The organism is Tractidigestivibacter sp., from assembly GCF_057241865.1.
Genome location: NZ_DBHHPX010000015.1, coordinates 1 through 24,774, shown reverse-complemented (window position 1 = coordinate 24,774; position 24,774 = coordinate 1). Strand labels below are relative to the sequence as shown.

At 59.8% G+C, this 24,774-nt stretch carries 24 protein-coding genes; 13 read left to right on the top strand and 11 right to left on the bottom strand.

The window, feature by feature from the left end:
* The first annotated feature begins 10 nt into the window (after positions 1 to 10).
* Together ACO59D_RS06570 and ACO59D_RS06565 are read left to right on the top strand one after the other, a co-directional pair.
* Positions 11 to 2,137, top strand: coding sequence for an alkaline phosphatase family protein (locus tag ACO59D_RS06570; protein ID WP_485126294.1), 2,127 nt, complete (start codon positions 11 to 13; stop codon positions 2,135 to 2,137).
* Between the two features lie 50 nt (positions 2,138 to 2,187).
* Positions 2,188 to 3,006: an HAD family hydrolase gene (locus tag ACO59D_RS06565; RefSeq protein ID WP_485126293.1), complete on the top strand. Its 819-nt coding sequence runs from the start codon at positions 2,188 to 2,190 to the stop codon at positions 3,004 to 3,006.
* A gap of 197 nt (positions 3,007 to 3,203) precedes the next feature.
* Here the strand turns inward: ACO59D_RS06565 and ACO59D_RS06560 are convergent, their stop codons facing one another.
* Positions 3,204 to 3,950: a GntR family transcriptional regulator gene (locus ACO59D_RS06560; RefSeq protein ID WP_485126292.1), complete on the bottom strand. Its 747-nt coding sequence runs from the start codon at positions 3,948 to 3,950 to the stop codon at positions 3,204 to 3,206.
* Between the two features lie 192 nt (positions 3,951 to 4,142).
* On the opposite strand from ACO59D_RS06560, the gene ACO59D_RS06555 reads away from it, so the two are divergent.
* The 8 genes from ACO59D_RS06555 (at position 4,143) to dagF (ending at position 9,623) form a co-directional block, all read left to right on the top strand.
* Positions 4,143 to 5,282 carry an amidohydrolase/deacetylase family metallohydrolase gene (locus ACO59D_RS06555; RefSeq protein ID WP_485126320.1) on the top strand — a complete coding sequence of 380 codons (1,140 nt, stop codon included), beginning with the start codon at positions 4,143 to 4,145 and terminating at the stop codon, positions 5,280 to 5,282.
* A 145-nt stretch (positions 5,283 to 5,427) separates the two neighbouring features.
* Complete coding sequence (locus ACO59D_RS06550) at positions 5,428 to 5,613, top strand: hypothetical protein (RefSeq protein ID WP_485126291.1); 186 nt, start codon at positions 5,428 to 5,430, stop codon at positions 5,611 to 5,613.
* Positions 5,613 to 5,984 carry an SFCGS family glycine-rich protein gene (locus tag ACO59D_RS06545; protein WP_485126290.1) on the top strand — a complete coding sequence of 124 codons (372 nt, stop codon included), beginning with the start codon at positions 5,613 to 5,615 and terminating at the stop codon, positions 5,982 to 5,984. Before ACO59D_RS06550 ends, ACO59D_RS06545 begins: the two co-directional genes overlap by 1 nt.
* Positions 5,974 to 6,363, top strand: a complete 390-nt coding sequence (locus tag ACO59D_RS06540) for a DUF4312 family protein (protein WP_485126289.1) — start codon at positions 5,974 to 5,976, stop codon at positions 6,361 to 6,363. Before ACO59D_RS06545 ends, ACO59D_RS06540 begins: the two co-directional genes overlap by 11 nt.
* The gene (locus ACO59D_RS06535; RefSeq protein ID WP_485126288.1) at positions 6,363 to 7,073 is read left to right on the top strand and encodes a DUF4311 domain-containing protein; all 711 of its coding nucleotides are present in this window, start codon (positions 6,363 to 6,365) and stop codon (positions 7,071 to 7,073) included. Before ACO59D_RS06540 ends, ACO59D_RS06535 begins: the two co-directional genes overlap by 1 nt.
* A gap of 17 nt (positions 7,074 to 7,090) precedes the next feature.
* Positions 7,091 to 7,765, top strand: a complete 675-nt coding sequence (locus ACO59D_RS06530; protein WP_485126287.1) for a DUF4310 family protein — start codon at positions 7,091 to 7,093, stop codon at positions 7,763 to 7,765.
* 10 nt (positions 7,766 to 7,775) lie between these two features.
* A complete protein-coding gene (locus ACO59D_RS06525) occupies positions 7,776 to 8,885 on the top strand; it encodes a DgaE family pyridoxal phosphate-dependent ammonia lyase (protein ID WP_485126286.1) in 1,110 nt (369 codons plus the stop codon).
* A gap of 3 nt (positions 8,886 to 8,888) precedes the next feature.
* The gene (gene dagF / locus ACO59D_RS06520) at positions 8,889 to 9,623 is read left to right on the top strand and encodes a 2-dehydro-3-deoxy-phosphogluconate aldolase (RefSeq protein WP_485126285.1); all 735 of its coding nucleotides are present in this window, start codon (positions 8,889 to 8,891) and stop codon (positions 9,621 to 9,623) included.
* A gap of 181 nt (positions 9,624 to 9,804) precedes the next feature.
* On the opposite strand, the gene ACO59D_RS06515 is transcribed toward dagF, so the two are convergent.
* Complete coding sequence (locus ACO59D_RS06515; protein WP_485126284.1) at positions 9,805 to 11,016, bottom strand: NADP-dependent isocitrate dehydrogenase; 1,212 nt, start codon at positions 11,014 to 11,016, stop codon at positions 9,805 to 9,807.
* 68 nt (positions 11,017 to 11,084) lie between these two features.
* Positions 11,085 to 13,136, bottom strand: a complete 2,052-nt coding sequence (locus tag ACO59D_RS06510; protein ID WP_485126283.1) for a DUF3825 domain-containing protein — start codon at positions 13,134 to 13,136, stop codon at positions 11,085 to 11,087.
* Positions 13,137 to 13,722: 586 nt separating this feature from the next.
* Between ACO59D_RS06510 and ACO59D_RS06505 the strand changes: the two genes are divergently transcribed.
* Positions 13,723 to 15,054, top strand: coding sequence for an MFS transporter (locus tag ACO59D_RS06505; protein WP_485126282.1), 1,332 nt, complete (start codon positions 13,723 to 13,725; stop codon positions 15,052 to 15,054).
* A gap of 53 nt (positions 15,055 to 15,107) precedes the next feature.
* Entirely contained in the window at positions 15,108 to 16,040 is a 933-nt protein-coding gene (locus ACO59D_RS06500; protein WP_485126281.1) for a glycerophosphodiester phosphodiesterase family protein, read from the top strand.
* A 61-nt stretch (positions 16,041 to 16,101) separates the two neighbouring features.
* Here ACO59D_RS06500 and trmB read toward each other — a convergent pair whose 3' ends face one another.
* The 4 genes from trmB to ACO59D_RS06480 all read right to left on the bottom strand — a co-directional run bounded on the left by trmB (position 16,102) and on the right by ACO59D_RS06480 (position 18,725).
* Positions 16,102 to 16,980 (bottom strand): tRNA (guanine(46)-N(7))-methyltransferase TrmB, encoded by an 879-nt coding sequence (gene trmB / locus ACO59D_RS06495; protein WP_485126280.1) that lies wholly within the window; start codon positions 16,978 to 16,980, stop codon positions 16,102 to 16,104.
* 10 nt (positions 16,981 to 16,990) lie between these two features.
* Positions 16,991 to 17,293: an NADH-ubiquinone oxidoreductase-F iron-sulfur binding region domain-containing protein gene (locus ACO59D_RS06490; RefSeq protein ID WP_485126279.1), complete on the bottom strand. Its 303-nt coding sequence runs from the start codon at positions 17,291 to 17,293 to the stop codon at positions 16,991 to 16,993.
* Positions 17,280 to 18,245 carry a 3-hydroxyacyl-CoA dehydrogenase family protein gene (locus ACO59D_RS06485; RefSeq protein WP_485126278.1) on the bottom strand — a complete coding sequence of 322 codons (966 nt, stop codon included), beginning with the start codon at positions 18,243 to 18,245 and terminating at the stop codon, positions 17,280 to 17,282. The genes ACO59D_RS06490 and ACO59D_RS06485 overlap by 14 nt, the downstream gene beginning before the upstream one ends.
* 120 nt (positions 18,246 to 18,365) lie before the next feature.
* A complete protein-coding gene (locus ACO59D_RS06480) occupies positions 18,366 to 18,725 on the bottom strand; it encodes a hypothetical protein (protein WP_485126277.1) in 360 nt (119 codons plus the stop codon).
* A gap of 267 nt (positions 18,726 to 18,992) precedes the next feature.
* Here ACO59D_RS06480 and ACO59D_RS06475 point away from each other — a divergent pair, with 267 nt between their 5' ends.
* Positions 18,993 to 20,171 carry an NAD(P)-dependent malic enzyme gene (locus ACO59D_RS06475; RefSeq protein ID WP_485126276.1) on the top strand — a complete coding sequence of 393 codons (1,179 nt, stop codon included), beginning with the start codon at positions 18,993 to 18,995 and terminating at the stop codon, positions 20,169 to 20,171.
* A gap of 181 nt (positions 20,172 to 20,352) precedes the next feature.
* Here ACO59D_RS06475 and ACO59D_RS06470 read toward each other — a convergent pair whose 3' ends face one another.
* The 4 genes from ACO59D_RS06470 to ACO59D_RS06455 form a co-directional block, all read right to left on the bottom strand.
* Positions 20,353 to 20,835, bottom strand: coding sequence for a serpin family protein (locus ACO59D_RS06470; RefSeq protein ID WP_485126275.1), 483 nt, complete (start codon positions 20,833 to 20,835; stop codon positions 20,353 to 20,355).
* A gap of 549 nt (positions 20,836 to 21,384) precedes the next feature.
* Entirely contained in the window at positions 21,385 to 22,443 is a 1,059-nt protein-coding gene (locus ACO59D_RS06465) for a hypothetical protein (protein WP_485126274.1), read from the bottom strand.
* Entirely contained in the window at positions 22,436 to 22,930 is a 495-nt protein-coding gene (locus tag ACO59D_RS06460) for an RNA polymerase sigma factor (protein ID WP_485126273.1), read from the bottom strand. Before ACO59D_RS06460 ends, ACO59D_RS06465 begins: the two co-directional genes overlap by 8 nt.
* A 455-nt stretch (positions 22,931 to 23,385) precedes the next feature.
* Complete coding sequence (locus ACO59D_RS06455) at positions 23,386 to 24,396, bottom strand: DMT family transporter (protein ID WP_485126272.1); 1,011 nt, start codon at positions 24,394 to 24,396, stop codon at positions 23,386 to 23,388.
* Between the last annotated feature and the right edge of the window lie 378 nt (positions 24,397 to 24,774).

The following is a 24,774-nucleotide window of genomic DNA, read 5'->3' as shown; positions in this document are numbered from 1 at the left end:
GAATGAGACCTTGAGAAGCACGAGAAGGAAGTCGACGGCGGCGCTCGCACTGCACGATGCGCTCTACGCCGCCGCACTCGCGGCGGTGTGGGTGCTGGTCCCCGCCACCCCGGCGCTGGCCTACGTGGACCCCTCGGTCATGACCTACACGATCCAGGCGCTGGCGGCGGTGGCCGTGGCGCTCTCGGCGGTGCTGGGCGTGGCCTTCAGGCGCACGCGCAAGGCGCTGGCGAGGATGCTCCACATCGATGAGGACGCCGGCCGCGTGGCCGAGCCCGCGGTCTCCCGCATCGACCCCTCCGGGAAGCCTGCGGCCGACTCTGCGGCCCGCGAGGCGCTCGCCTCGGCCGGCGCGGCCGCACGCGGGGCTGGCGGAAAAAGGCCCGAGAACGGCTACTCACCCAGCTGGCCGAGGCGTCTGGTCTCCGGCCTCCTGGTCGGGGCGCTCTTCTCGTTGACGCTTATGATTTCCGCCCCGTACGAGCTCATCGCCGGTAACAGCGCAAGTCTCATTTTCTCCCTCTCGCAGACATGGCAGGTGTTCGTGCTGCCGGCGGTTGCCGTGGCGGTTGCCATCGCCTCCGTTCTCGTGCTCCTTCGCGGGCGTGCCTTCAATGTGGCGCTGATGCTCGCCTTTGGCTTCGTGCTTGCCTCCTACGTTCAAGCCATCTTCCTTAACGGCAATCTTCCGAGCGCGGATGGCTCTGTGGTCGACTGGACCCAGTATGCGAGGACGGCGGTGTGGACCACCCTGGTCTGGGCAGCGATACTCCTTGCGCCACTCGAGTTGAGCCGTATCAACCGCTCCGTTGCGCAGAGCGTCGTCTCTTTTGTGGCTGCGGCGTTGATTGTGATTCAGGGTGTCGGCGTGGCGAGCCTGTTCTCCTCAGACTCGGCAATCACGACCAAAGAAGCTTCAGAATACATGATGACGGAGCGTGGGCTGTTTACGGTCTCTCCCAAGAAGAACATCATTGTCTTCGTACTCGACATGTATGACACCTCGATGGACCTCATGCCTGCGGTTAAGGAGAATCCAGCCCTTCTCGACGAGATGACGGGGTTCACGTGGTATCAGAACTCGAGTGCCGTCGTCACGCCAACCCGAAACGCCATTCCCACGATGCTCGTAGGGCAGCAACGCGCCAATAGTGCGGTGCCTGACTACACGGAGGGACATCAGTACTTGACCGACCTTGCCAGCGCCGGATATGACGTAGGCCTCTACAGCGATATCCTCCCGACGGACAACCCTTACTACCGGGACAATGCGTTCAACATTGTTCCCACTGACGGGCGGCCCACCGATGCGGCCCTCGACGAGGAGGGAACGCTGCGGGTGCTCTACAAGTGCACCCTGTTCCGCGACCTTCCCTGGCCGTTCAAGCCGTTCTTCTGGTTCTACACGGACGACATCAACCAGGCGATGGTAGAGGCTAGCGAGCAGCCGACAGGCGAGGCCGACCCCAATCGCGGCTCGGAGGGTCCCTACACGACGAACGACATCGGATATGCGAGCGACTTGGAGTCGATTGGGCTTGCTGCGGTGGACGAGGGCGAGACAGGCGCCTTTAGGTTCATCCACCTCAACGGGGCGCATTACCCCTACACCATGGATGAGAACGGTCAGCCTGGGACCGACCTATCTCGTGCGCAGCAGGCAGCCGGTAGCATGAACACGGTAAGCGAGTACCTGAGGCAGCTCAAGGCTCTTGGGCTCTACGATGATGCGACAATTATCATTACTGCTGACCACGGCTACTTCGCGTCATCCGATCCGTTTGCTCTCACTGACTTTGCCGCGAACCCAATCATGCTCGTGAAGCCTCCCGAGACGCACGAGCTGGCAAGCCAGCCCTATACCGTTTCCCAGCAGCCCGTGAGCAACGCCGATGTTCTGCCCACCGCATTGGCAGGGCTTGATTGCGACAAGTCAGAGTATGGCGTCGACATGCTTACGGAGGATGACCCCAGCCGCGTGAGGTACTTCAGTCTCTTGAGCAAAGACAGCGAGGGTGTCGAGCATGGGCTTGTCGAGTATGAGATCGCCGGCGATGCCAATGACATAAAAAACTGGCATCCAACTGGCTGGATTCAGGATTTCTCCACCGGCTCGTGGGTCCAACGGGGTCAATAGGAGAATGAGGTGGCTTGCTCATTCGAGATAGCCCAATAATGGAAAGCGCAGTGATTTCGAGAAGAGTGATGGCGAGCGACTTCGACGGGACGCTCTTCTTTGGCATTGGCAGCCGTGTCCATCCGCTCCGCCGCTTCCTTCCTCGTGACCTAGACGCCATTCGCGAGTTTCGTGCGAGAGGCGGCCTGTTTGGCGTGTGCACGGGCCGTCCGCTCGGTGCCGTTCTCGACGATGCGGGGGATGCGCTCGGCTTTGACTTTGCCATCACGAGCAGCGGCGCGTGCGTGAGCGATGCCGAGGGGAACACGCTCTTCTCGCGTGAGATACCCAGCGACGACGTGCGGGCGGTGTTGGACGTCGCACGTGGGCAGACGTCGCGGCCGTCATTTCTGGCCGTGAAATCGGGCTATCTGGTTCTGGGGGAGAGCAGCATCCCTGGGCTGCCTGAGGCGTTTCTCAAGCGGCTGAGGGTTGTGAGCTCCGTCGATGAGGCGCTCTCGGTTGAGCCAGGGGAGCGTGGTGAATCGGTTCAGGTTGTCTCGCTGGGCTTTGCCAGCCAAGAGAGGGCTGCGCGCTTTGTTGCCGAGGTGGGAGAGCTGCTTGGCGGAAGGGTCGCGGCGTATCAGAACCTCGACTCCGTGGACGTTGTCCCAGCGGGATGCTCCAAAGGCGCTGGACTCGCGATTGCGCGCGAGCGTCTGGGGCTGGGCTTGGTTGGTGGCATCGGTGATTCCTTCAACGACCTGCCGCTTCTTGACGAGGCAGATGTGGCGTATACGTTCAACCGCGCTCCGGAGGCCGTTCGGGCGGGTGCCGATGTGCTGGTGGACGATGTCGCTGAGGCACTCGCGGACCTTGGGCGACGGTAAGGTAGTGAGACAAAGGGACAGTCCCTTTGTCTCATGGTCGACTTAATCGGAAACCTCGCTTCTGGAGATTGAGCAGATAGGTACCTCAGTGATGGAAGACCATCAGAGTATTTTGGCCGCTCATCTCAGATGGCGAACTCGGATTCACTGCCGGCTTAAGTACTGCTCGTACAAAACGAGGGGCAATCTTCGGTTTGTTAGAGCCCTTTTCCTGAGCTTCCAGAAGAGCTGGCGTCGCTGCCTGTTGCCTTGAACTCGAAGCGATCACCAGGGAATCTCTTTATGAAGACGCCAAAGGGCTTGCCGTCCATAAGATACCCCACCTCTTCGACCTCGAGGAGTGGTGTCCCATATTCAAGCTTTAATCTGGCTCTTTCGTCGTTGGCTGACAGTACCGAACGTACGGTCTTCTCGAAGCTCCCTACGGGCACCCCAGTGTTCTTCGTAACCTCTGTGGTGATGTCTCCGCCGACAGCTGCCATAGAGAGGCTGCCGACAGACTCAATAGGAAGATAGATGTATTCCATGCAAGTAGGTAGCGATCCATTGTGGTGCAAGCGAGTCACAAAGTACAAGAATGACTGCCCGCTGATTCCCAGCAAACGGTAAATTCGGGATTCTGGTCTAATGACATTGAAGTCAATGACGTCGACGGAGTCATTGCTTGGCATCTTCGCTGCTCTCGGAGCAATTTGAACAACTTGGTTCGGAGCCTTCCAGCCTATCGAGCTTGTCTCAATTGCCTTGACATATATCCCCGACCCCTGCCTACGCGATATTAAGCCCTCGTCAGACAGGGTTTGGAGCACCTGATTGATGGTGCTTTTGCTGACTCCGTATGCGGAGCAGAGCTCTGTAACGGGAGGAAGCTTTGTATACGGCTTAAGAGTGCCATCTGCGATGCATCCCTCGATGTCTCGAACGATCTCCTCGTACTTGTACATAATTCCTCATCGATAGCTAAGCGCGGATATAGCAAGCGGCTCTTCCACACACTTTAGTATTCTTCCTTTCCTTCTCCCGTTTCGATACCGCTTGCAGTCTCGAAACGACCGTTAAACACAATCGAGATACATAAGAATTGTATCGGGACAATAATATGCACTGTTCCGGGTGAGTGCTATGACTTGGCCTCAGTGAAGGGAGAAGTCAACGTGAAAACGGTAACCATAAAGAGCGGAATGCTCCTCTCGCCAGCTAACGGCCTTATGGGTGCACGCGGAGACGTGATTCTCAGAGATGGCAGAATTGCCGAAGTTGGAGAGAACCTTCCTGAGGAAGGCGAGGTAATTGACGCGACTTCGCTATACGTTACCCCTGGATTCATCGACATTCACACTCACGTCTATCCAAAGTCATTCTTGGGGTTGGAGCCCGATGTGCTTGGGCTTGAGCGGGGGGCAACAACGGTTCTCGATGCGGGCAGCAGCGGATCGGATACTTACGATGACTTCAAGACGAACTATATTGATAAGGCTCAGACGAAAGTCTTTACCCTTCTCAACATCTCCAAGGAGGGAATTCTTCGCGGCCACGAGCTTAATGACCCCTCAAAGATTGATGTCGAAGCTTGCGAGCGAGTTGCGCGTGAGCATGCCGACAATATTGTCGGCATCAAGGCACGTGCATCCTCGAGTGTTGTGGGGGAAGAGGGTCTGCGTCCCATAGTCGTCGCCGCACGAACTGCCCATGAGCTGGGTCTCCCGCTCTTCGTCCATGTAGGAAACTTTCCACCTGCCCTCTATGACGTTCTTGACCTTCTTGAGAAAGGCGATGGAATCACTCACGCCTACCACGGTAAGCCCGGTGGCATTGTTACGGAAGAGGGCAACATTCTTTCCCAGGCGCTGCATGCACGTGCCCGTGGAGTTCAGTTCGACGTTGGTCATGGAATCGAGAGCTTCAGCTTCAAGACGTATGAGAAGGCACTTGCCCTCGGCTTCGGCTGCGACACGATTTCTACCGATCTCCATGTTGAGAATTACGAGGGTCCCGTTTACAGCATCGCCGCCGTTATGAGCAAGCTTGTAAGCCTTGGAGAGTCTTTCCCTGATGCCGTAAGGAAGGTTACAAGCGTCCCCGCAGCACAATTCCATCTCAAGGGGCTGGGCCAGCTCAAGCCAGGCATGATTGGCGACGTCAACCTTGTCTCCCTCACTGATTCAGATGATGTGGTCGCCGATTCGACTGGAGACACCATCTCTCTTAAGAAAAAGGCCGAGGTTATCGAGAGTGTTTATTCAAAGGGGGAGAACATTGAAAGATATCGCCACTAAACCCGCTCCTACGGCCTCCTCTGAAACGTTTGATTTGTCCCCGACGGTTAATCGCGTCGAAAGCTTCCTATCGTCTCAGGGCATTGTCCTCGATGACACACAGGAGCCCATGTTCCGCAACCACATTGATGCCCTAAAGCGTCGTATGGAAACGGGCAAGTTTATAGAGGGCCTCGAGGACGCCTTTGGAGAGGTGTCTTCCCATGCGTTTGAACTTGCCCGTGAGGTTGCTCAAATCGCCTACGGAGACGGCTCAAAGGGGATTAGCGAGTCGGAGTTTTTCCTCCTTGCTACTCATATTGAAGTTGCCTTGAGAAAGGAAGAGAAGTAATGAGCGAAGTAAAGCGTCCTCTGGTTGTAATTGGGCACAGGCTTGGAAAGGGCCAGGCCGTCGCCCGCGGGGTCGAAAAGGCTGGTGGAACTGCCTACGTTATCCCCGGCATGGCCGCGGACATGAAGCTCGGCGATGTGATGAACGAGAAGGGTGCCGACCTCGGGGTTAGCTTCTGCGGGTCTGGTGGCGCTGGTGCTCTTACCGCTCACACCAAGTATGGATGGCCTGCCGTTTCCGAGCTTCGAAGCGCTGATGCTGCTTATACGGCCGTAAAGGAAGGCAACAAGGCCATCGGCCTAGGCTTTCTGGATGTCGAGGAGCTTGGCGAGAAGATAGTCCAGGCATGGCGTGAGACCCATGGCGAGTAGGGGAGATGCGGTTCGGACTGCCGGCAAAGTCATGGATGCCGTGTTCGAGAAGGGCGTTGATGAGGAACTGTGCTCACTTGAGGGAGAAGAGCTCCTGGCAGAAGACGTTCGCACGATACGGGTTCATGCCCAGGGAGAGACCCTCGTCGATGCCTCTAACGATTTGTTCAAGGCACTGCGAAGCAAGGTCTTTTCGGAGATCGAGGCTCCGATAGTCCAGATGACCGCGGAAAGCGTGGTGTTCGACCGAGTCGTCAAGAATGAGTTCACTGAGCACTTCCTGGGCGTGTTTATGCCCAGAGAGAGAACGCGTTATGACGTCACGGCAAGCATAAAGGTGAACGTAAAGTACTTGGAGTTCGAGAGGGGCGAGGTCTAATGGTTGAAATCATTGTCTATTCAATCATCATCGGAGCCATTGGTGGCGCTTGTATCGCAGCGGGTGCTTCCCGCATGTTCCATGCTCCAGAGGTTCAGTCAATGGGTTCGTTTAGAACTCTCGGCGAGATGAACGCATGCGGTGGAGACCCCGTTGCGCACTTCTCATTTGGCCTGGGATTTCTCTTCTCCTCTGCAGCTTCTGCTGTTGCAGCGGGTGCGCTTACCCAAGACGTCATGCACCGCATCATTCCTAACTGGGCAGCCGGTATCCTCCTGACGAGGAACAAGAATGTCGAAGCGACCGTTCAAGATCCCGGCAAGATGGCAATCGCAGGCGCGGGCGTTGGCGCGGTTCTCGTTACCTTCCTGAACTCCCTGTCTTCGATTATTCCTCAGAAGCTTTCCGACGTTGCCTCCGGAGTTCTTGTGCCGGCGACCACATGGCTGATTAACCCTGTCATGCCTGCGGTGTTCTGGCTTGCAGCGCTTGATGGTGGTAAGAAAACCGGCATCTGGGGAACTGTCCTCGGCGGCATCTCTGCACTCGTGAGCGGTAACGCTATCCCGGGAATTGTCCTCGGCATTCTGATTGGTAAGACTGCAGATGAGAACGGCTACAAGAGCAATGTAGTAAAGGTCCTCATCGCAATCGTTGTCGTGATGTTTATCGCAATTGCCTACTTCCGCGGCTTCTTCAACAACTTCTAGAGACGGAGGATCTTACTATGGCAAACGAAGCAAACGACCAGGTGGTCACTGAGGCGCCAAAGATGTCTGCTTTTAGCAAGTTTATGATAAAAGATTCGACCTTCATTCTGCTGGTTACGGGTGCTGCCGCAGCGATTTTCGCTGGCACCTTTATGTATCTCAAGTTCCACACCGGAGCTTTCAATGAGGTTTCTATCGTTGCAATGCTCCAGGGCGGCATCGACACCGGTGACTTCACAGCCGCTGCGGGCTTTGCCGCAGGATTTCTGATTGCTCGTATCCTTGAGGGGCCACTGGTCGGTCTGATGGATATCGGTGGCTCGCTCATGACCGGTGTTGGCATCGGTCTTCCCGGTCTCTTCCTCTCTATGGGATGGGAACTTCCGTTCTCGAACTTCTTCGTTGCTCTTATTATTGGAGCGCTCATCGGCGCTGCGATTGGTGCCGTGGTCATCTTGATTCGCAAGTTCATGCCTGAGGGAGTTGCGGTTGGTGGAACCGGAATCATGATGGGCGCAGGCAACACAACTGGTCGTTACCTCGCTCCCCTCATCATGATTTCTGCTGCTTTTTACAACGTGTATGCCGGCATTGGCGCAATTATTGGCGCTGCAATCTTCTACAAGATGGGCAAGGAAATGACCGGTGGAGCCATTCTCGGAGCCATGATTCTGGGCGCCCTGCTCGGTTAGGAGGTTCGGTTTGGGAATCTACCAGGATCTCGGCCTCAAGCGCGTGGTCAACGCGTCCGGCAGGGTGACGGTGCTCGGGGTCTCGGCCTTCAGCGACCGGGTCGCAGAGGCCGCGAAGGAGGGCGGCCAGTCCTACGTGGTCGTCGAGGACCTCATGAATCGTGCTGGCGAGCTTATCTCCCGGCACACCGGCGCGGAGGACTCCTGCCCCACGTCGTGCGCGTCGGCCGCGATAGCGCTAACGGTCGCGGCGCTCGTGACGCGGGGCCGGTGGTCGGACATGATGCGCCTGCCCGACTCGTCCGGCCTGCCGAACGAGGTCGTCCTCCAGAAGGGGCACTCGATCAACTACGGCGCCCCCATGGCTACGATGATCAGGCTCGGCGGCGGCGTGCCTGTGGAGGCCGGCCAGGCCAACGAGGTGAGGCCGGAGGACATAGAGGAGGCCATCTGCGACAGGACCGTGGCACTCCTTTACGTGAAGAGCCACCACTGCGTGCAGAAGGGAATGGCGACCCCTGAGGTCATGTGCGACATCGCGCACGCGCACGGGCTCCCCTTCGTGATGGACTGCGCCGCCGAGGAGGACCTCCGGAAGTACATCGCGCTCGGGGCGGACGCCGTGACGTACAGCGGGGCCAAGGCCATCGAGGCGACGACGTCCGGGTTCGTGACCGGGCGGGCGGACATCGTGGCCAACGTCCGGAGGCAGTACGCGGGCATCGGCCGCGCGATGAAGGTCGGCAAGGAGCAGATCGTCGGCCTCCTCGCCGCCCTCGACCAGTACGACGCCCGCGACCACGAGGCCGAGGCCGCGGCCAACGAGGCGAAGGTCGACTGGCTCGTCGGCGCGGTCAACGGGATTCACGGCCTAAGGGCCGAAAAGGTCCGGGACGAGGCGGGCCGCGCGATCTACCGCTGCCGCGTGTCCCTCAGAGAGGGGGCTCCCGCCGGAATCACCATGCAGGGGGTCAACGAGAGGCTGCGCGCGGGAGACCCGATCGTCTGGGCGCGTGCCGAGTTCCTCAGCCTCGGGCTCTTGGACCTCGACCCACGTCCGATGCTCGACGGCGACAAGGAGCTCGTCGCGGAGCGACTGAGAGAGATCATGGAGGCATAGACCATGGCAATCGACTACTACAACGACCGCGTCTGCCTGAACGTCTTGGGCGGGAACCTGGAGAACGCGCGAGAGATATACGAGGCCGCCGAGCACCACGTCGAGGTCGGCGTGCTCACCGCGGACTACCCGGACGTCCCCACGTGCGTCGGGGACATGGAGCGCTACATGGAGGTTCTCGACGGCAACCTCTCGGTCGGCCTGGGGGGCGGCAACCCCAAGCAGTGCTACATGGTCGCCGAGGTCGCGAGGAGCGTCAAGGCGAACCACTTCAACCAGGCGTTCTGCGAGGTCAGCGCGACGCGCGCGAACGCCGGGAACGACGAGTGCCACATCAACGCTATGTGTGCGCCGTCCGGCGTGCCCGGCCTCGTGAAGGTGTCGACGGGCCCCGTCTCCAAGGGCTCCAAGGCGCCGGCGCTCGTGCCAGCCGACACGGCCATCGACATCGTGCGTGAGATGGGCGGCGACTCCATCAAGTTCTTCCCGATGGGGGGACTTCGCTGCGAGGACGAGCTGAGGGCGCTCGCGGAGGCCTGCGCGCGCAAGGACTTCGTGCTCGAGCCCACGGGCGGCATCACCCTCGACAACTTCGACGAGGTCATGCGCGTCGTGCTGGACGCCGGCGTGAGGAGGGTCATCCCCCACGTCTACAGCTCGATCATCGACAAGGAGACCGGTCTCACGAGGATCGATGACGTTCGCACCCTGCTCGCGAAGGTTAAGACGCTGGTGTAGGTAACTCTTGATTTCATCAGGAGCACAATATTGCGGTGGCACTCGCAGACCTTGGGCGACGGTAAGGTAGTGAGACAAAGGGACAGTCCCTTTGTCTCATGGTCGACTGGCGAGTGAAAAGCGGGGGCGAGGCCATGGCCTCGCCCCCAACCTTACTCTGGACCCTTGGAGGACGCCCGTCCTACTCGCTGCCGGCCTCAAGCTCATCGCGGATAGCGAGGATGAAGTCACGCGTGTTGAGCGTGGTGGGGTTATTGAGCGTGGTGATGTGGGCGAGGTCACCGGTCATGCGCCCGTCCTCGATGGTCTTCACGGTCGCGCGCTCTAGGCGCCTTGCGAAGTCCACAAGATCGGGCGTACCGTCGAACTCGCCGCGCTTGGCAAGCGCCCCGGTCCACGCGAAGATGGTGGCAACCGAGTTGGTCGACGTCTCCTCCCCGCGCAGGTACTTGTAGTAGTGACGCTGGACCGTGCCGTGAGCGGCCTCGTACTCGTACTGCCCGTGGGGCGAGACGAGCACCGAGGTCATCATGGCGAGAGACCCAAACGCCGAGGACAGCATGTCGCTCATCACGTCGCCATCGTAGTTCTTGCATGCCCAGATAAAGCCGCCTTCGCTCTTCATGATGCGTGCCACGGCGTCGTCGATGAGGGTGTAGAAGTACGTGATGCCGGCAGTCTCGAAGCGCCCGCGGTATTCGGCCTCGTACATGTCCGCAAAGATGTCCTTGAAGCGGTGGTCGTAAATCTTCGAGATGGTGTCCTTTGAGGCAAACCACAGGTCCTGGTGGGTGGAGAGGGCGTATTCAAAGCAGCTGCGCGCAAATCCCTCGATGGAGGAGTCCACGTTGTGCATGCCCTGGATAACGCCGGGCTGGTCAAAGTCGTGGATCAGGCGACGCTCCTCGTGGCCTCCGGCGTCGGTGAAGACCAGCTCTGCCTTCCCTGCGCCAGGCACGCGATACTCGACGTTTTTATAGATGTCACCGTAGCCATGGCGGGCAATGGTGATGGGGCGCTTCCAGCACTTCACCACGGGCTCGATGCCCTTGACCACGATGGGGGCACGGAAGATGGTCCCGTCGAGCATCGAGCGGATGGTGCCGTTGGGGCTCTTCCACATCTGGTGCAGGTGGTACTCCTCCACGCGCTGGGCGTTGGGGGTGATGGTTGCGCACTTGACGGCCACGCCAAGGCGCTTGGTTGCCTCGGCGGAGTCGGCGGTCACCTGGTCGCCTGTCTCGTCTCTGTGCTCGAGGCCCAGGTCATAGTACTCGGTCCTGAGGTCGACGTAGGGGCAGATGAGCTCATCTTTGATGAGCTGCCAGATGATGCGAGTCATCTCGTCGCCGTCCATCTCGACAAGGGGGGTCTTCATTGCGATCTTCGACATGCATTCCTCCAGCGTGGTTGTGTTGCGGCCCAATGTCACCCGTACGGCTCAAGTCTAGCCGACAAAGGCTACAAAACGGTTTCGGGCGAGAGCCATGCGGGCTGGTCGCGGCTTACGACGCGCGCACAGGCATAGGCTCGTGGCAGCGAGAGGATCGCAGCCCCTCGGTACGCGCCCGAGGGCATGAGTTCGAGCGACACGGCACAGTCTGCCACGCCATCGTCTACCAGGCACAGCGGCAAAAGGAGACGCATGGTTTCGGTGGCAGGGTCGTATGCGGGGGCTGCCGTGCGGTAGCTTACCTGTGCGAGGTGTAGCGAGAGGGACGCCGCGTCCTGAAGTGCCTGGCCCATGCGCCGGTAGAGGCCAGGATCGGCCTTGATTGCGCGCGCCAGCTCCCTGCAGGTGCTGCGGCTTAGATGACCGTTTCCGGTGTCGATACCGTCGCGTAGCAGGAGTGAGGCCCCATCGCTTCCGGACAGCTGCTCCTCGAGGAAGGCCTGTGGCAGGCGTCCGACCTGCCTGCCGAGAAGCGCCTCGGTGTCCAGGACGAGCATGTGGCCCCGCTGGCAAGCCACGTCCTCAATGCGCCCCAGGTAGCTCGCCGGCTGCGGGAGCTCGGATAGCGTTGCCACAAGACGGGCGCCAGGCTCCCCCGAGCCTGCGGTGGCAAAGCCGTCCAGCTTCCAGGGGATGTCACCGGCATTGGGCGAGAAGACCGCGTAGATGTCCTCGGCAAGGGGCGTGAGCAGCCCCGTGTCGAATGCCGCGAGCGAGCCGTCTGCTGCAGTGGCAACGCGCCCCTGCTCAACGGCACGATGGAAGGTCACGGTGAGGTACTCGCGCAGGATGCCGTAGCGAGAGGGACCTCCCACGCCCTCGCCAGGGAAGTTCCAGCGCTCCGGCGCCGCCATGGTGGAAAGCGTCCCCAGCGTGCGCTCCCAGGAGCCGATGAGCGCGAACTGCGCAAACTCGCGAAGCGGACTCACGGCAGACGCACCCGCCGCCCGCTGTGACGTGCTTGCGAGGTCGCTCCATGCGCCCTCGTCTGCCGCAGGCAGGCCCTCGAGGCCAACCTGCTCATGAACCGCGCTGGTCCCATCGTCACCGTCAACCAGCGAGAGGCTCCACTGCTTGCCGGACGAGGGTCGCGATGTGCGGCGGATTGTGACCTCGACCGGACCGGAGCCGTCCTCGTGGAGGTAGCGGAGCGGGAAGGTGATGCGACTTCTCGTGCCCGAGAGGGTGCCCGTCGAGCGGGCCACGCGCCAGTCCTCGTCGAGCGTGCGCGTGACATCGGCATCGATGGGAAGCTTCTGGTAGAGCACGCGGAGAAGCTCGTCCTTGCAGTGGACCTCTGCCGAGAAGCGCTCGGGGAGGTTCTGATGGGGGAGCGGCTGCGCGCTTGGCGCTGGCGCGGAGACGGGTACGGGCGCCGGAGCATGCATGGGCGCTGCGACAGGAGCTGGCGCCTCGGGCTGCGGCTGAGTCGCTGCCGCGAGATCCGCCTCCATGTCTTCATAGGGGTCGTAGGTGATGGTGAGGCTGATGCCAGGGCCAGCTGGCGTCTCAGGTGCTGTATCCCCGGGTGTCTCAGGTTCTACCTGCGGCTTGTTTGTCTCCTCGGGTGTCTCGGTGGCCGGTGTGGTTTGTGCCTCGGGCGCGGGCTCTGGTGTGGCTTCTGGCTCGGGCTCCGGCTCTGGTACGGGCTCGGGCTCCTGTGCAGATTCCGGCACCGCTGCGGGCTGCTCCACGTGGCGCGGCTTTGTCGGCTTGGGGTCATGCGAGCCCTTGCGCCGCTTCCATGGCTTGCCCTTGCCGCCCTTCTCGGTGCCACTGCCGGAACCAGCCTGTCCCGAGCGGTCGAGGTAGCCGTCGTACTCCTCGTTGGGCACAATCGTGGCGTAGACGCGTCCCTTCTTGAACACGGTGAGTCGCACGAACTCGGGGAGCGCCTCCATAAGAGATTGAATGTCGTTCTGTCCAACGTCCTGCGGCGCAATGCCGTCCTCCTGGAGCACCTCCTCGACGCGCGAGAGCAGCGCCTGACGGTTGGTCCCGAGGGTGGATGAGAGAAGCCTGTACAGGTAAAGCCTGTTTCCTGGTGTAATTCTGGGCATCGTTTGTGGCCTTTCTTTAAGAGCCGCCCGCAGTGGGGGCTGAGTTTGCAAGTTTCTACAGTAGCACCCGCAAGTGTTGGCGCACAGGGATTTCGGCGCGGATGGAGATGGGGAGTCGGGCCTCCGGATGGCACGTTTTTACGGTTGGTGGCAGTTTTTCGGGGATATCCCGAGTATCAAGAGGTTTGAGCCTTGATGAACCCCAGGTCAGTGATGTGCTACTCTCGATATCTCATATCAAAGATCTTCCCAAAACTGCCACCAACCGTCATTTTGCGAATTGGGATGGCCCGGGGAGCCCCGTACGAGTTTCGTGTTCGCCTTTTTGGCTGGACCTCGAGGGCCGACTCGTGAAATTTCTCCGGTTAGCCATGCGTAAACGTTCGCAACTTCCGGTATCGCGGGCGTCTCGTGGAAATTCGTCGGTTAGGCCATCGTAACCGCCCGGGATTTATGAGTTCAGGAGCCCCGCTCCCTGAAGCTGGCGGCACCGCCTGCCAGACCGTCGGCGGCCGACGGTGCCCCCTGCGTGCGCACCCGACTAGCATCAAAGATGCACGGCAGCTCCGGCGCAAGGAGAAACCTCGTGAAACTCAACGTCCGCAGGACCGTTCTCATCGGCTTCGCGTTCTTCTCCATCTGTGTGTTCTGGCAGATGTACAACAGCGTCATCCCTCTCATGCTCACGAACACGTTCCGCCTGGACGAGACCTTCTCGGGCATGATCATGGCCGCCGACAACGTCCTTGCACTCTTCCTCCTGCCGTTCTTTGGCTCGCTCTCCGACCGCTGCCACAGCCGTCTTGGCCGTCGCATGCCCTTCATCCTCGTGGGCACCGCGCTCGCCGTGGTGGGCATGGTCTTCCTGCCCGTCATCGACAACGCATACTACGCGGACGGCTCGGGAGCCCTTCTTGCCGCCTTCATCGGCATGCTGCTCTTTGTGCTTGTGGCCATGGGCACCTACCGCAGTCCGGTCGTCGCGCTCATGCCGGACTGCACCCCAAAGCCGCTGCGCTCGCCCGCAAACGCGATCATCAACCTGATGGGTGCCGTCGGTGGCATCATCTACCTGGGGATTGCCTCTGTCCTCTATAACAGCAGCAGAACCGCCGGACTCGACCACGTGGACTACCTGCCGCTCTTTGCGATTGTGGCGGCCATCATGGTGGTCTCGGTGGCAATCGTGTTCCTCACCGTGAAGGAGCCCAAGCTCGAGGCTGAGGTCGCGGCCTACGAGGCCAGGCATCCCGAGGAGAACCTCGTCGAGAAAGATGCCGCGACGGGTAAGGAGGTGCTTCCCGCACCGGTCAAGCGCTCGCTGGGCTTCCTTCTCGCCTCCATTGCCCTTTGGTTTATTGGCTACAACGCCATGGAGACCTGGTTCACGACATATGCGCAGGCAGAGTGGGGTATGGCACTGGGTGAGGCGTCGCGCTGCCTCATTGTGGCAAACGTGGGCGCCATCGTCTCGTACATTCCCGTGGGAGCCATTGCCAGCCGCATGGGCCGCAAGCGCACCATCCTGGGTGGCATCGTGCTTCTCGGCGGGGGCTTTGCCTTCTGCGCTGCCTGGACCTTTGCGGGCATGGGCTTCTCGCCTGCACTCTACGTGGTGATGGTGGTCCTGGGCATGGGCTGGGCGGGTATCAACGTGAACTCGCTGCCCATGGTGGTCGAGATGTGCAAGGGCTCCGACACCGGCAAGTTCACCGGTCTCTACTACACGTTCTCGATGGCTGCGCAGACGGTGACGCCCATCGCTGCGGGCTGGCTCATGCACCACGTGAGCTATCGCTTGCTCTTCATCTATGCCACGGTGTTTGTCGCCGCGAGCTTCGTGACCATGCTCTTTGTGCATCACGGCGATTCTAAGCTGGTCGAGAAGCGCGGACTCGAGGCATTTGATACGGACTAGCGATATCCTAGGGGCATCGCGTTTGGTCCCACTGGTTTTGAGGAGGATTGTCGATGGTACGCTGCATGATTCGCAAGCACCCGGTGCTTTTCGCCGCCGGCATGGCCGTGGGCCTGGGGGCGGCTGCCGTGTGCGGCCTGGCGCCTCGTACGGGTAACAAGACGGTGGACGAGCGCTGGGACGAGTTTGCCCGCTACCGCTATGCGCATCGCGGTCTGCACGACGATTCCCTAGGCGCCCCAGAGAACTCGCTTGCTGCCTTTAGGCGCGCCCGCGAGTATGGCTTTGGCGTGGAGCTTGACGTGCATCTCACGGCGGACGACCGTCTGGTTGTGATCCACGACTCAGACCTCAAGCGCATGACGGGCAGGGAGGGCATCGTCGAGGAACTCACGCGCCCGCAGCTCGAGGAGTACCGTCTCAACGGAACCGACCAGGGCATCCCCACGCTCGGCGAGGTCCTGAGGATCTTCGAGTGGGATGGCAGGGGAACCATGCCCGCGCCGCTCATCATCGAGATCAAGACCTACTGCGAGAACGCTGACCTTCTCACCAGCCGCGTCATGGAGTGCCTGGACACTTTCGACGTGCGCTACTGCATCGAGAGCTTCGACCCGGCGGTGCTGGTGTGGCTGCGCCGCAACCGTCCCGAGGTCATTCGCGGCCAGCTCTCGATGGACTTCCTCGCCAGCGATGCCGGTGCAAGCGCCAAGGCACTGCCGCTGCCGCTGCGCGTGGGGGCAACTGCCCTTCTCGGCAACGTGGCCGCCAAGCCGGACTTCATTGCGTACAAGTTTGATGACCGCGAGCAGCCTGCGGTGCGCCTGGTGTGCGGGCTTCTCGGCGGCAAGCTGATCACGTGGACCATACGAAGCGAGCGAGACATGCTCGCCTCCGAGGCCGAGGGTGCGCCGGTGATCTTCGAAGGTTTCCTGCCTGCTCCGCAGTCCTGCGTGAACGCGCATTGGAAGGGCGCTACGGCGTAAGCTCGTGAGAAAGCTGCCAACTGGGTCGCCGCCTTGCTCATGCAGGGCGGCGCACTTCTCGCTAGCTGGTCTTCTCGCTATTGTTGGCGCGCTTCTCGTCCCTGTGGCCCTTTGCCCAGAGCTTGGCCTCGCGGTTGCGCATGTTCCACACCGTGGCCTCCATGCCCAGCGGGACGTAGTCGAGCTTCTCGAGGTCCTGGGGGAGGTACTCCACCAGGCCGCGCTGTGGCGTGGGCGAGAAGTGCGGGGGTTCCGGTCCGGGCGCGGCCTCCAGGGCAAAGACCTTTGCACCGTTGGCCGCAAGGCGCTCCTCGTAGCCGCTCGTGGGTTCGTTGGGGAAGTCTGCCCGTGCGTCCTCGCTGGTCCAGAGTACCTCGTACCCGGTAGCGGCAAGCTCCTCGAGCGTGAAGAGGTAGAGGGGTCGGCTGTCGGTCTTGAGGCGAAGTGCGCCACTTGGCGCGAGGATGCGGCGGTAGTCCATAAGGTATGTGGCGTCGGTAAGGCGCAGGCGCGCCTGGCGTTTGCGCGGAAACGGAGTGGGGAAGTTGAGGTAGATGCGCGAGAGCTCGCCAGGGGCGAAGGCCTCGGTCACGCGGTGGCCGTCCCAGGCGAGAAAGACCACGTTCTCAAGGCCGCTCTTCGCGGCGATGCCGCCGGCGTAGGCCATACAGAGCGGCTCGCCGTCCATACCGAGGAAGAGCACGTCCGGCTCGCGGCGGGCGGACTCCACCGTGAAGGCACCCTTGCCGCAGCCAAGGTCGAGACGGACCTCGCGGAAGCGCCTCGGCTGCGCTGCGCCTTTTTCGAGGGCTGTGCTGCCAACGGGGAAGCATGCCTCGGCCCAACGGCCAGCGTAGTCCTGCGGCGCAGGCTCGATGAAGTCCGCGTAGCGCTCGAGGCGCTCCTCGAGGACGAAGTGCTTGGGAGTTCGTGCGTGCATGGGACCTCGGCTATTCTGTGCTCGTCTCGGCGCTGGATGCGGACGCGGCGTTCGCGCTTCTCCCGCCGCCCAGCGTGAACGTGGTGGCGGCATGCAGCATGTTGACCTCCGCCAGCTCGAGCTTGCCGTCGATGTAGGGCTTGTACATGGCGTCGATAGAGCCAACGCCCATCGAGCAGCCGCTGCACTGCTCGCACGAGCCGTCGCCGCAGAAGCTGAGCCCGCGGCGCACGATCTCCTCGCGCTCTTCTCTCGTGGTGTCCTTGATGAGGATGCTCTGTGTCATGCGCGGGCGCTCCCTAGAGCTTGCCATGGAGCTTGAGCTCCTCAATGAGCATACGGTCACGGTATTCGGCAAGGGTCTCCGGAGTGTTGCCTGTCTCGGGGGTACGGTGAGAGAGTTCCTCGTCCACGCCCCTTTGTGCGATGTCAGACCACTCGGCGGGGAACTCTTTCCAGTCTGCCATGTCCTTGAGCCAGAGCGTCGTGGAGTCGTGCAGGTGGTTCATGAGGCCGGCGACGCCTCCCTTGCCGCCGCCAAGCTCGAACACGAGGGACGGTCCCATGATGCCCCAGCGGATTCCAGGTCCAAAGGTCACTGCCTTGTCCGCGTCCTCTACCGAACACACGCCACTCATCACGAGGTCTGCCACCTCGCGGTAGAGCGCCATCTGAAGTCGGTTGCAGATGAAACCTAGGGCTTCCTTCTTGAGAACAACAGGCTCCATGCCGATGCGCTGGTAGAAGTCCTTTGCGCACGCGACGGCTTCCTCCGTGGTCTTCTCGCTGCGCGTTATCTCGACGAGGGGGATGAGGTGGGGCGGATTGTAGGGGTGCCCGCCGCAGAAGCGCTCGGGGTGCTTGGCGTTCTTTGCAATCTCGGTCACGAGGAGACCAGAGGTGGAGCTTGCGACGATTGCGTCGGGGGCGGCTGCGGCCTCGATCTGCTCAACGATCTCCCACTTGACCTCATAGTGCTCCGCAGAGCTCTCCTGAATGAACTGCGCGTTCTTCACGGCCTCGGCGACGGAATTGGTGTAGTGGATGCGGGACGCGATTTCCTGCGCCTGTCCCTCCGTGTAGACGCTGTTCCTGACGAGGGAGTCCAAGCTCGCCTGTACGCGCTGTCGCGCAAGCGAGCTGGACTCCGGCGTGCGGTTTTGAGCCCAGACCTCAAGGCCCGCCATTGCGAACTTGAGCGCATAGCTGTAACCGATGACCCCCGCGCAGATAGATGCGGCTACCTTGATATCGTTTGCCTTCATGCCAATCCTTCCGATGCGTGCCTGCCAAGAAGTATAGGCCAGGTAACGTGCCCGACTTTGTTTTTTCGATACCGATATGGTGCCTATATGCGCAAATGCTCGACTAGGAACAAGGAAGGATTACATGACGTATGTCTTATATAGAGAGAAGAATAATTCAGTCAGTTGATATAGGTTTTCCTCGTCGGCAAACCAAGAGACGTCACCTATTCTTATATAATTTGACCTAATATAAATACGTGAACTAGTCCCATTCTGGTAGCATATCTCAAACATATCGGTGTACCAACCATCCTCAGGAATATTGAATATCGTGGCAAGCGGCGGTCCATTTACATCAAGATTGCTAAGCATGCCGACTACTGCTTCCGAGCCGCCATCACTACCAATAATCAGCACGCGATTAACCTTACTAAAATCCGGGTAGCCAAAAAACTGTGGAGGAGCAGACACGGTAAACAGGGTGATGACGATAAGCATAGGGGCAATAAAACGAACTAATCTTTTGCAGCGTCGCTTCATCGTCATCGCCCCACTTGTTGTTGCCAACTCATCCGCTCAGCCCGACTCCTTCATCTTGATAAGTACGGGGTATATGGTGATTAGTTTCACATCACTTCGGGCAAGTGATGTGAAATCGGCAGACGGATGAATAAGCCCTACGAGTTCTCATTGTGCTCGAGGAATCGTTCGATGACTTAAGATAGAAATGTCGTGTGAATGTCCTCGAATGTCGAAGGAGCCAAGATGGCTGATGATGCAAAGCAGCGCGCGCTCGACGCGCACAGGGAATGGCATGGCAAGATCGAGGTCGTGAGCAGGGCAAAGATTGGCACGCCGGAGGAGCTTGCCGTGGCGTATACGCCGGGCGTCGCCGTCCCCTGCCTTGAGATCCAGAAGGACCCGAGCCTGTCGTACGAGTACACCCGTCGCTGGAACCTCGTCGCCGTGGTGACAGATGGCTCCGCGGTTCTCGGCCTTGGCAACATTGGCCCCGAGGCAGGCATGCCGGTCATGGAGGGCAAGTGTGCCCTCTTCAAGACCTTCGCCGACGTGGACGCCTTCCCCCTGTGCATCCGCTCCAACGATGTGGACGAGATCGTCCGCACCGTGCAGCTGCTCGCCGGCAGCTTTGGCGGCGTGAACCTCGAGGACATCTCCGCACCGCGCTGCTTCGAGATCGAGCGTCGCCTCAAGGAGACCTGCGACATCCCCGTCTTCCACGACGATCAGCACGGTACCGCCGTCGTGACGTGCGCCGCGCTCATCAACGCGTGCCGTCTCACCGGGCGCGAGTTTGCCGACGTCAAGGTGGTCTTCTCGGGCGCCGGTGCCGCGGGCATCTCCATCGCACGCCTCATGAAGCGCATGGGCGTGCGCGACGTGATCATCTGCGACCGTCGTGGTGCCATCTACGAGGGCCGCGAGGGGCTGAACTCCGTGAAGGAGGAGGTCGCCACCTGGACCAACCGAGAGGGCGTGCACGGAAGCCTTGCCGACGCAGTCAAGGGCACCGACGTCTTTGTGGGCGTCTCCGCCCCCGGCGCGCTCACCCAGGACATGGTGCGCACCATGGCGAAGGACCCCATCGTCTTTGCCTGCGCGAACCCCGTGCCCGAGATCATGCCCGACGAGGCGCTCGCCGCTGGTGCCGCCGTGGCGGCGACCGGCCGCTCGGACTTCCCCAACCAAATCAACAACGTGCTGGCGTTCCCCGGCATCTTCCGCGGTGCGCTTGACGTGCGCGCGAGCGACATCAACGACGACATGATGGAGGCCGCTGCCTACGCCATCGCCGGCCTGGTGGACGACGAGCACCGCGCGGCGGACTGCATCATCCCCGGTGCCTTCGACAAGCGCGTCGCGCCCGCCGTGGCTGCGGCTGTGGCCGACGCCGCACGCAAGAGCGGGGTTGCGAGGATCTAGCGTTCGAGCATTCGAATGGGCTTAAGAGGGCGGGCCTTTGGTCCGCCCTCTTTTTTCGCGACAACTGAAGGACTGCGTTACTCAATCCTTCGATTGCTACGGCTACGGATGATTCCCTAGGAAAATGTGGGAGACTCGCACATTTTTCCAACGAATAATGTGCGAGCTGTGTCGGCGAGACTCATGGTGATTGCTCCATGTCCGTTATGGTGCCTGCAAAGAGTGGCGTTGGTGTCATGTTGTCAAGGATGAAGTAGACGAAGGGCCGGTCTAGGATGACCTCCCGGACCTCGGGCTCATCCGGCGTTGCCGTTGAGCCAACCATGTTTATTACGGTGACCGCTGCCGCCCTTGTTCCGGTCTCGTTTACGTCGATGAAGGTCTTTTGAAGCATGGTGCTTATGGCAAGGTTACCCTCCTTGAGGGTAGCCATGTGCGAGAAGACGGTGAGCATGGTGTCTAAGGCATTGCGTGCCCATGCCTGACAGCTGGTCGTTGAGCTGTGCATCTGCGGCGATGCGGTCTCTAGCTGGGAGAGCATATCTCCTACGGCCCCGGCTGCTGTCAAGGCCAGGGCAAGGGGTACCGAGAGAGGAGAGGCAAGCACGTTTTGCCTGCCGGTTTGTGAGATAGGCGACTTGAAGAAGACGAACAGTGAAGTCAAACAGCGCGTGCGTTGCCATTGGTCTGCAAGGGCGTTAGCGATGGGTTCTTGCTCGCGTGAAGCGTTGCACTGCGGGCAAATCGAGGAGGGAAAGAGCGGTTTGGCGTCCAACGGGGCGTTCCATGGGTACTCCCTGCTTGTAGCGTAACGCAATTATTCACTATGGAATCTTCAGGAATTGCTGTGAACCGACAAGAGGAAGGCTTCGCGCGAGCTGAGTGGCCAAAATTACGTTCGGAAGTCAACATATGTGGATTATTTTTACTAGCACAAGCCGTATGAGACTGTGTCGGATGCCCCGGTGCGGAGTTCGGCGAGTACATGCGGACGCCCTCGCTAGCGTTTTCCCTGTTGGAGATAACGTCGGGTGGAAGGGGCGTGCGCTAGCGAGGGCTACCCATGCCCCTCGCGGCTCTGGACTTACACACAACCTTACTTTTGAACGTAAATCAGGACTGTTCGCCAGTGCGGTGATGTCTGTGAACACGGGACAGTGCTGAAGTAACCGTGCGGAGCGAAGCTACAACACAGTGGGCGGGCTTATTTCTGCTAGAGCTCAGTCAGAACGAACAGGTCGGGTGGCTGGCTGCAGATGTATTGAATGCGCTCTTGTGCAGCGGAATAGTCGCCTGCATGATCTGGGTCATCACGGTAGCAACTGATGGTTGCCGTGGGCTCGACCTGAGAGTCCAGCCATTCATCCAAAATGTTGTCAAAACCCTCGCGTAGCGAAATTGAATACGCGTGACTCTGCACGCCGCCCTCTCGGAGATGCGCTGTCATGGTGAGAGTGGTTGACGCCAACAGATCCGCACTGCGCCTTTCGAGGAGCCTATGCAACGCGATGCCGGCCTCGACTTGTTGGACGGCCTCTTCCCAGGTTGGGGTTCCAGAAAGGCCCTTCTCGGATAGTTGCTGGGAAAGCGCCTTTGCCGCGTCGAGAGCGCCGTCTGTTGGAAACTCTGTATACAGAGTTCTGTTAAATGCGCGCTCGTCTTCGTCCTGCACATCGTAAGCCACTACGTAGCTCGTGGCGGTACCGTTGTCCTCTGGAAGAGGCTCGTTCTCGCCCGTTTCCCCGTTATACAGTGCATCGAACCTTACGATAGTTTGCCCTGTCGCATTTTGACCAGCCGCAAGACTTGTATTTGGCCCAGAGAGCGAATATTCAATTGATTCGATTCCATCCCCCATGCAGGTAAGATCGATATCTCTCGAGGCATACCACGTTCCGGCATCCGTGGTGCCTGAGGAGCCAAGTGTGCTAATGAATCTCGTGGTAAGCACACTTCCGTCCTCTTGGGGTATGCCTTCGGCGTATGCACGCAGCACAAAGGGATTACTTGGACTCTCTGTAATCGAATCCTGGTCGTTCCGCTGATTTCTGCCGAGAATCGCCAAACCCAATAGAGAAGCGGCGACACCTACTGACACAGCGCCTCCCCACAGGAGATGCCGTCTTGTGACGGAGCGTCCTGTTCTAGTCCAAACGATTGCGTCGCCGCCCATTTGGCGAGCCTTGCATTCAACCCTTTCTCGTACCTTATTGGGAAGCCGTACCTCCTTGGCTAGTGCTTTGAGTTCCCTCTCCAGCAGCTCGTCACTCATTATTGCCCTCCATTCCCATAGATTCGAGATATCTCTTCATCTGTAACCTTGCTCTATGGAGTCTTGTACGTACGGTGGCTGGTGGACAGCCCACTATCGCGGCGATTGTTTCGGTTGGGTATTCCTCAACATAGTGAAGAAGGGCGACCACACGCAGCTTCTCGGGCAGTGCCTTGAGCGCCGCCCAGACGGGATTTTGCTCAAGAGCGCTTACCGCCGCTTCCGCAGGATCGAGATCTGTAGAAGGGATCGCGGCAATCATCTCGTCGGACGGGGCAATGCGCTTGTGCCAAGGGGATCTATACAGCTCGTGGCATCGATTAATGGTTACTCGCAATAGCCAGGCGTGGAGGTGTTCTTCATCAGCAAACTCCGTTTTGCTCGTAAGAAGGCGCAGGAATACGTCTTGAGAGACATCTTGGGCATCAATCTGAGAGCGAGTCTGGCTTAGGGCAACAAGGTAGACGGCGTCTCCATGGAGGTCCATTGCACGACGGATGAAGCTTTCTCTCCCACTGCAGGGCGCATGGTGTTCGCTGTCCCGCATGTATGTCCTCCGCTTCATCTTGTGACTGTTACCATTTACATGCGCTAGCGGGGTCGAATGTTCCCGCTGAACAGAAAAAATTGTGCAATGCGCGCGAGAGTAGTGCGGTGGTATTTGTTTCGGAGTGACAGCCCTGCGTCTATGAAGGCTGCAGACTTCCCGTGCAAGACGGATAGCTCAAATTGCGTACGGAAGCCAAGATATGTAGGTTATTTTCCTGTGTGGAGGAGCGCTTTGAGTCCTAGGCGGTGGGTGCAGTACCAGCCGGATGGCATTTTCCCTGTTGGCGATTTCTGTAGGCCTTCACGAATGTTGCCCAACGATGGTCAATAGCCCCCGGTGCGGTCACCTACTTACACAATACCTCGCATCCGTACGTAATTCGGGACCGTCTGCTAGCGCAGTTCGCTTCCGGAGGCGCCCACCGTGCTACCAGGCTTCGCGCTCACGTGGTTGACCACCACAATACCTGCGCTCACCAGCGCTAGCGCGCAGACGGACCGCACGGGGTCAACCTGCTGGTACTCACCGAGAAGTACCGCAGAAAGCACGAAGCCAAACACGGGGTTCATAAAGCCGTAGACCGAGATGCGCGAGACCGAGTTCACGGAGAGTAAGAGCGACCACACACTGTACGCTGCCGCCGAGATGAAGCCCATGTACGCGAGAAGCGCAATGGCGCTCGGCCCGACGGGCGAGAAAGCCCCACCGCCAGCCACGCCCATCGCCATGAGTCCGAGTCCGCCCACCACAAACTGCCACCCGCTGAGAAGCACCGGGTCATGACGCGCGGAGAGCCTCTGGATGAGGCAGGAGGACGTGGCCGAGCACAGCGTGCTCAGAAGAATCATCCCCTCGCCCATCGGCGAGAAGGAAAGCGAGAGGCTCCCCAGGCTGCCTCCGAGGTTGATGAGGACCACGCCAGAAAACCCCAGCAAGCAGCCCGCGACCTTCCTGCCGGTGAGTCGCTCTTGCCGGAACGCCAGCGCTGAGAGCAGAATGGCAAAGAAGTTGGCGCTTGCCTCGATGACCGAACTCGTGGTTCCCGCGGCATGAGCAAGTCCCAGGTAGAAGAAGGCGTACTGCCCAAAGGTCTGGAAGAGCGCCAAAAGGGCAATGGGGCCAATATCGGTGTGTCGGGGTACAAGAGACTTTCGCCAAGCGATGCTCACGAAGAGGATGACCATGAAGCCGGCAATGACGAACCTTGTGCCAGCAAAGAGCATTTGCGATGCCGTGTCGGTGCTGGCAATGCCAAAGAGTGCGTAGCCAACCTTGATGCAGGGGAAGGCTGATCCCCAGAGGAGGCAGCAAAGCGCTGCAACGAGAAGAGCGCCCCACGTGCTTGTGAGGAAGCGCTCCTTTTGCGCGTTCATATGGAACTCTGCGTCTGCCCCCTGTGTCATGCGTCCCCTCTCGTTTCCGGCGATTTAGTATACGCGGTTGCCGGGCCTTACAACCACCCCGCCCTGGCCCGGCTGCCGCTGCATAAAAAGGCTCTAGCGCGGGGTTTTCGAGACCTCCGTGCACAAAAAAGCTCTATCGCGGGGCCTATAGACAAGCTAATATCAAAAATGCAATTACATATGCAATTACTCGTATAGTTTATGAAAAATTTACATAAATACGCATACGATAGTTCAATAGTTGATAAAAGATCACGGAAGGTCCCCGCGATAGGCTGTTTTTGTGCACGAGCTTCGAAACTTCCCATCGATAGCCCGTTTTTGGGCTCTTCCGCGTTTCTAGTGGGTAGCACGGGCAAGTGAGGTCTGCGCCGAGAA

Coding starts and splice junctions, on each gene's coding strand:
- ACO59D_RS06560 (WP_485126292.1), bottom strand. CDS start 3,950: ATGTACAAGTACGAGGAGATCGTTCGAGACATCGAGGGATGCATCGCA.
- ACO59D_RS06550 (WP_485126291.1), top strand. CDS start 5,428: ATGGAAACGGGCAAGTTTATAGAGGGCCTCGAGGACGCCTTTGGAGAG.
- ACO59D_RS06545 (WP_485126290.1), top strand. CDS start 5,613: ATGAGCGAAGTAAAGCGTCCTCTGGTTGTAATTGGGCACAGGCTTGGA.
- ACO59D_RS06540 (WP_485126289.1), top strand. CDS start 5,974: ATGGCGAGTAGGGGAGATGCGGTTCGGACTGCCGGCAAAGTCATGGAT.
- ACO59D_RS06535 (WP_485126288.1), top strand. CDS start 6,363: ATGGTTGAAATCATTGTCTATTCAATCATCATCGGAGCCATTGGTGGC.
- ACO59D_RS06530 (WP_485126287.1), top strand. CDS start 7,091: ATGGCAAACGAAGCAAACGACCAGGTGGTCACTGAGGCGCCAAAGATG.
- dagF (WP_485126285.1), top strand. CDS start 8,889: ATGGCAATCGACTACTACAACGACCGCGTCTGCCTGAACGTCTTGGGC.
- ACO59D_RS06515 (WP_485126284.1), bottom strand. CDS start 11,016: ATGTCGAAGATCGCAATGAAGACCCCCCTTGTCGAGATGGACGGCGAC.
- ACO59D_RS06510 (WP_485126283.1), bottom strand. CDS start 13,136: ATGCCCAGAATTACACCAGGAAACAGGCTTTACCTGTACAGGCTTCTC.
- ACO59D_RS06500 (WP_485126281.1), top strand. CDS start 15,108: ATGGTACGCTGCATGATTCGCAAGCACCCGGTGCTTTTCGCCGCCGGC.
- trmB (WP_485126280.1), bottom strand. CDS start 16,980: ATGCACGCACGAACTCCCAAGCACTTCGTCCTCGAGGAGCGCCTCGAG.
- ACO59D_RS06490 (WP_485126279.1), bottom strand. CDS start 17,293: ATGGCAAGCTCTAGGGAGCGCCCGCGCATGACACAGAGCATCCTCATC.
- ACO59D_RS06485 (WP_485126278.1), bottom strand. CDS start 18,245: ATGAAGGCAAACGATATCAAGGTAGCCGCATCTATCTGCGCGGGGGTC.
- ACO59D_RS06480 (WP_485126277.1), bottom strand. CDS start 18,725: ATGCTTATCGTCATCACCCTGTTTACCGTGTCTGCTCCTCCACAGTTT.
- ACO59D_RS06475 (WP_485126276.1), top strand. CDS start 18,993: ATGGCTGATGATGCAAAGCAGCGCGCGCTCGACGCGCACAGGGAATGG.
- ACO59D_RS06465 (WP_485126274.1), bottom strand. CDS start 22,443: ATGAGTGACGAGCTGCTGGAGAGGGAACTCAAAGCACTAGCCAAGGAG.
- ACO59D_RS06460 (WP_485126273.1), bottom strand. CDS start 22,930: ATGGACCTCCATGGAGACGCCGTCTACCTTGTTGCCCTAAGCCAGACT.
- ACO59D_RS06455 (WP_485126272.1), bottom strand. CDS start 24,396: ATGACACAGGGGGCAGACGCAGAGTTCCATATGAACGCGCAAAAGGAG.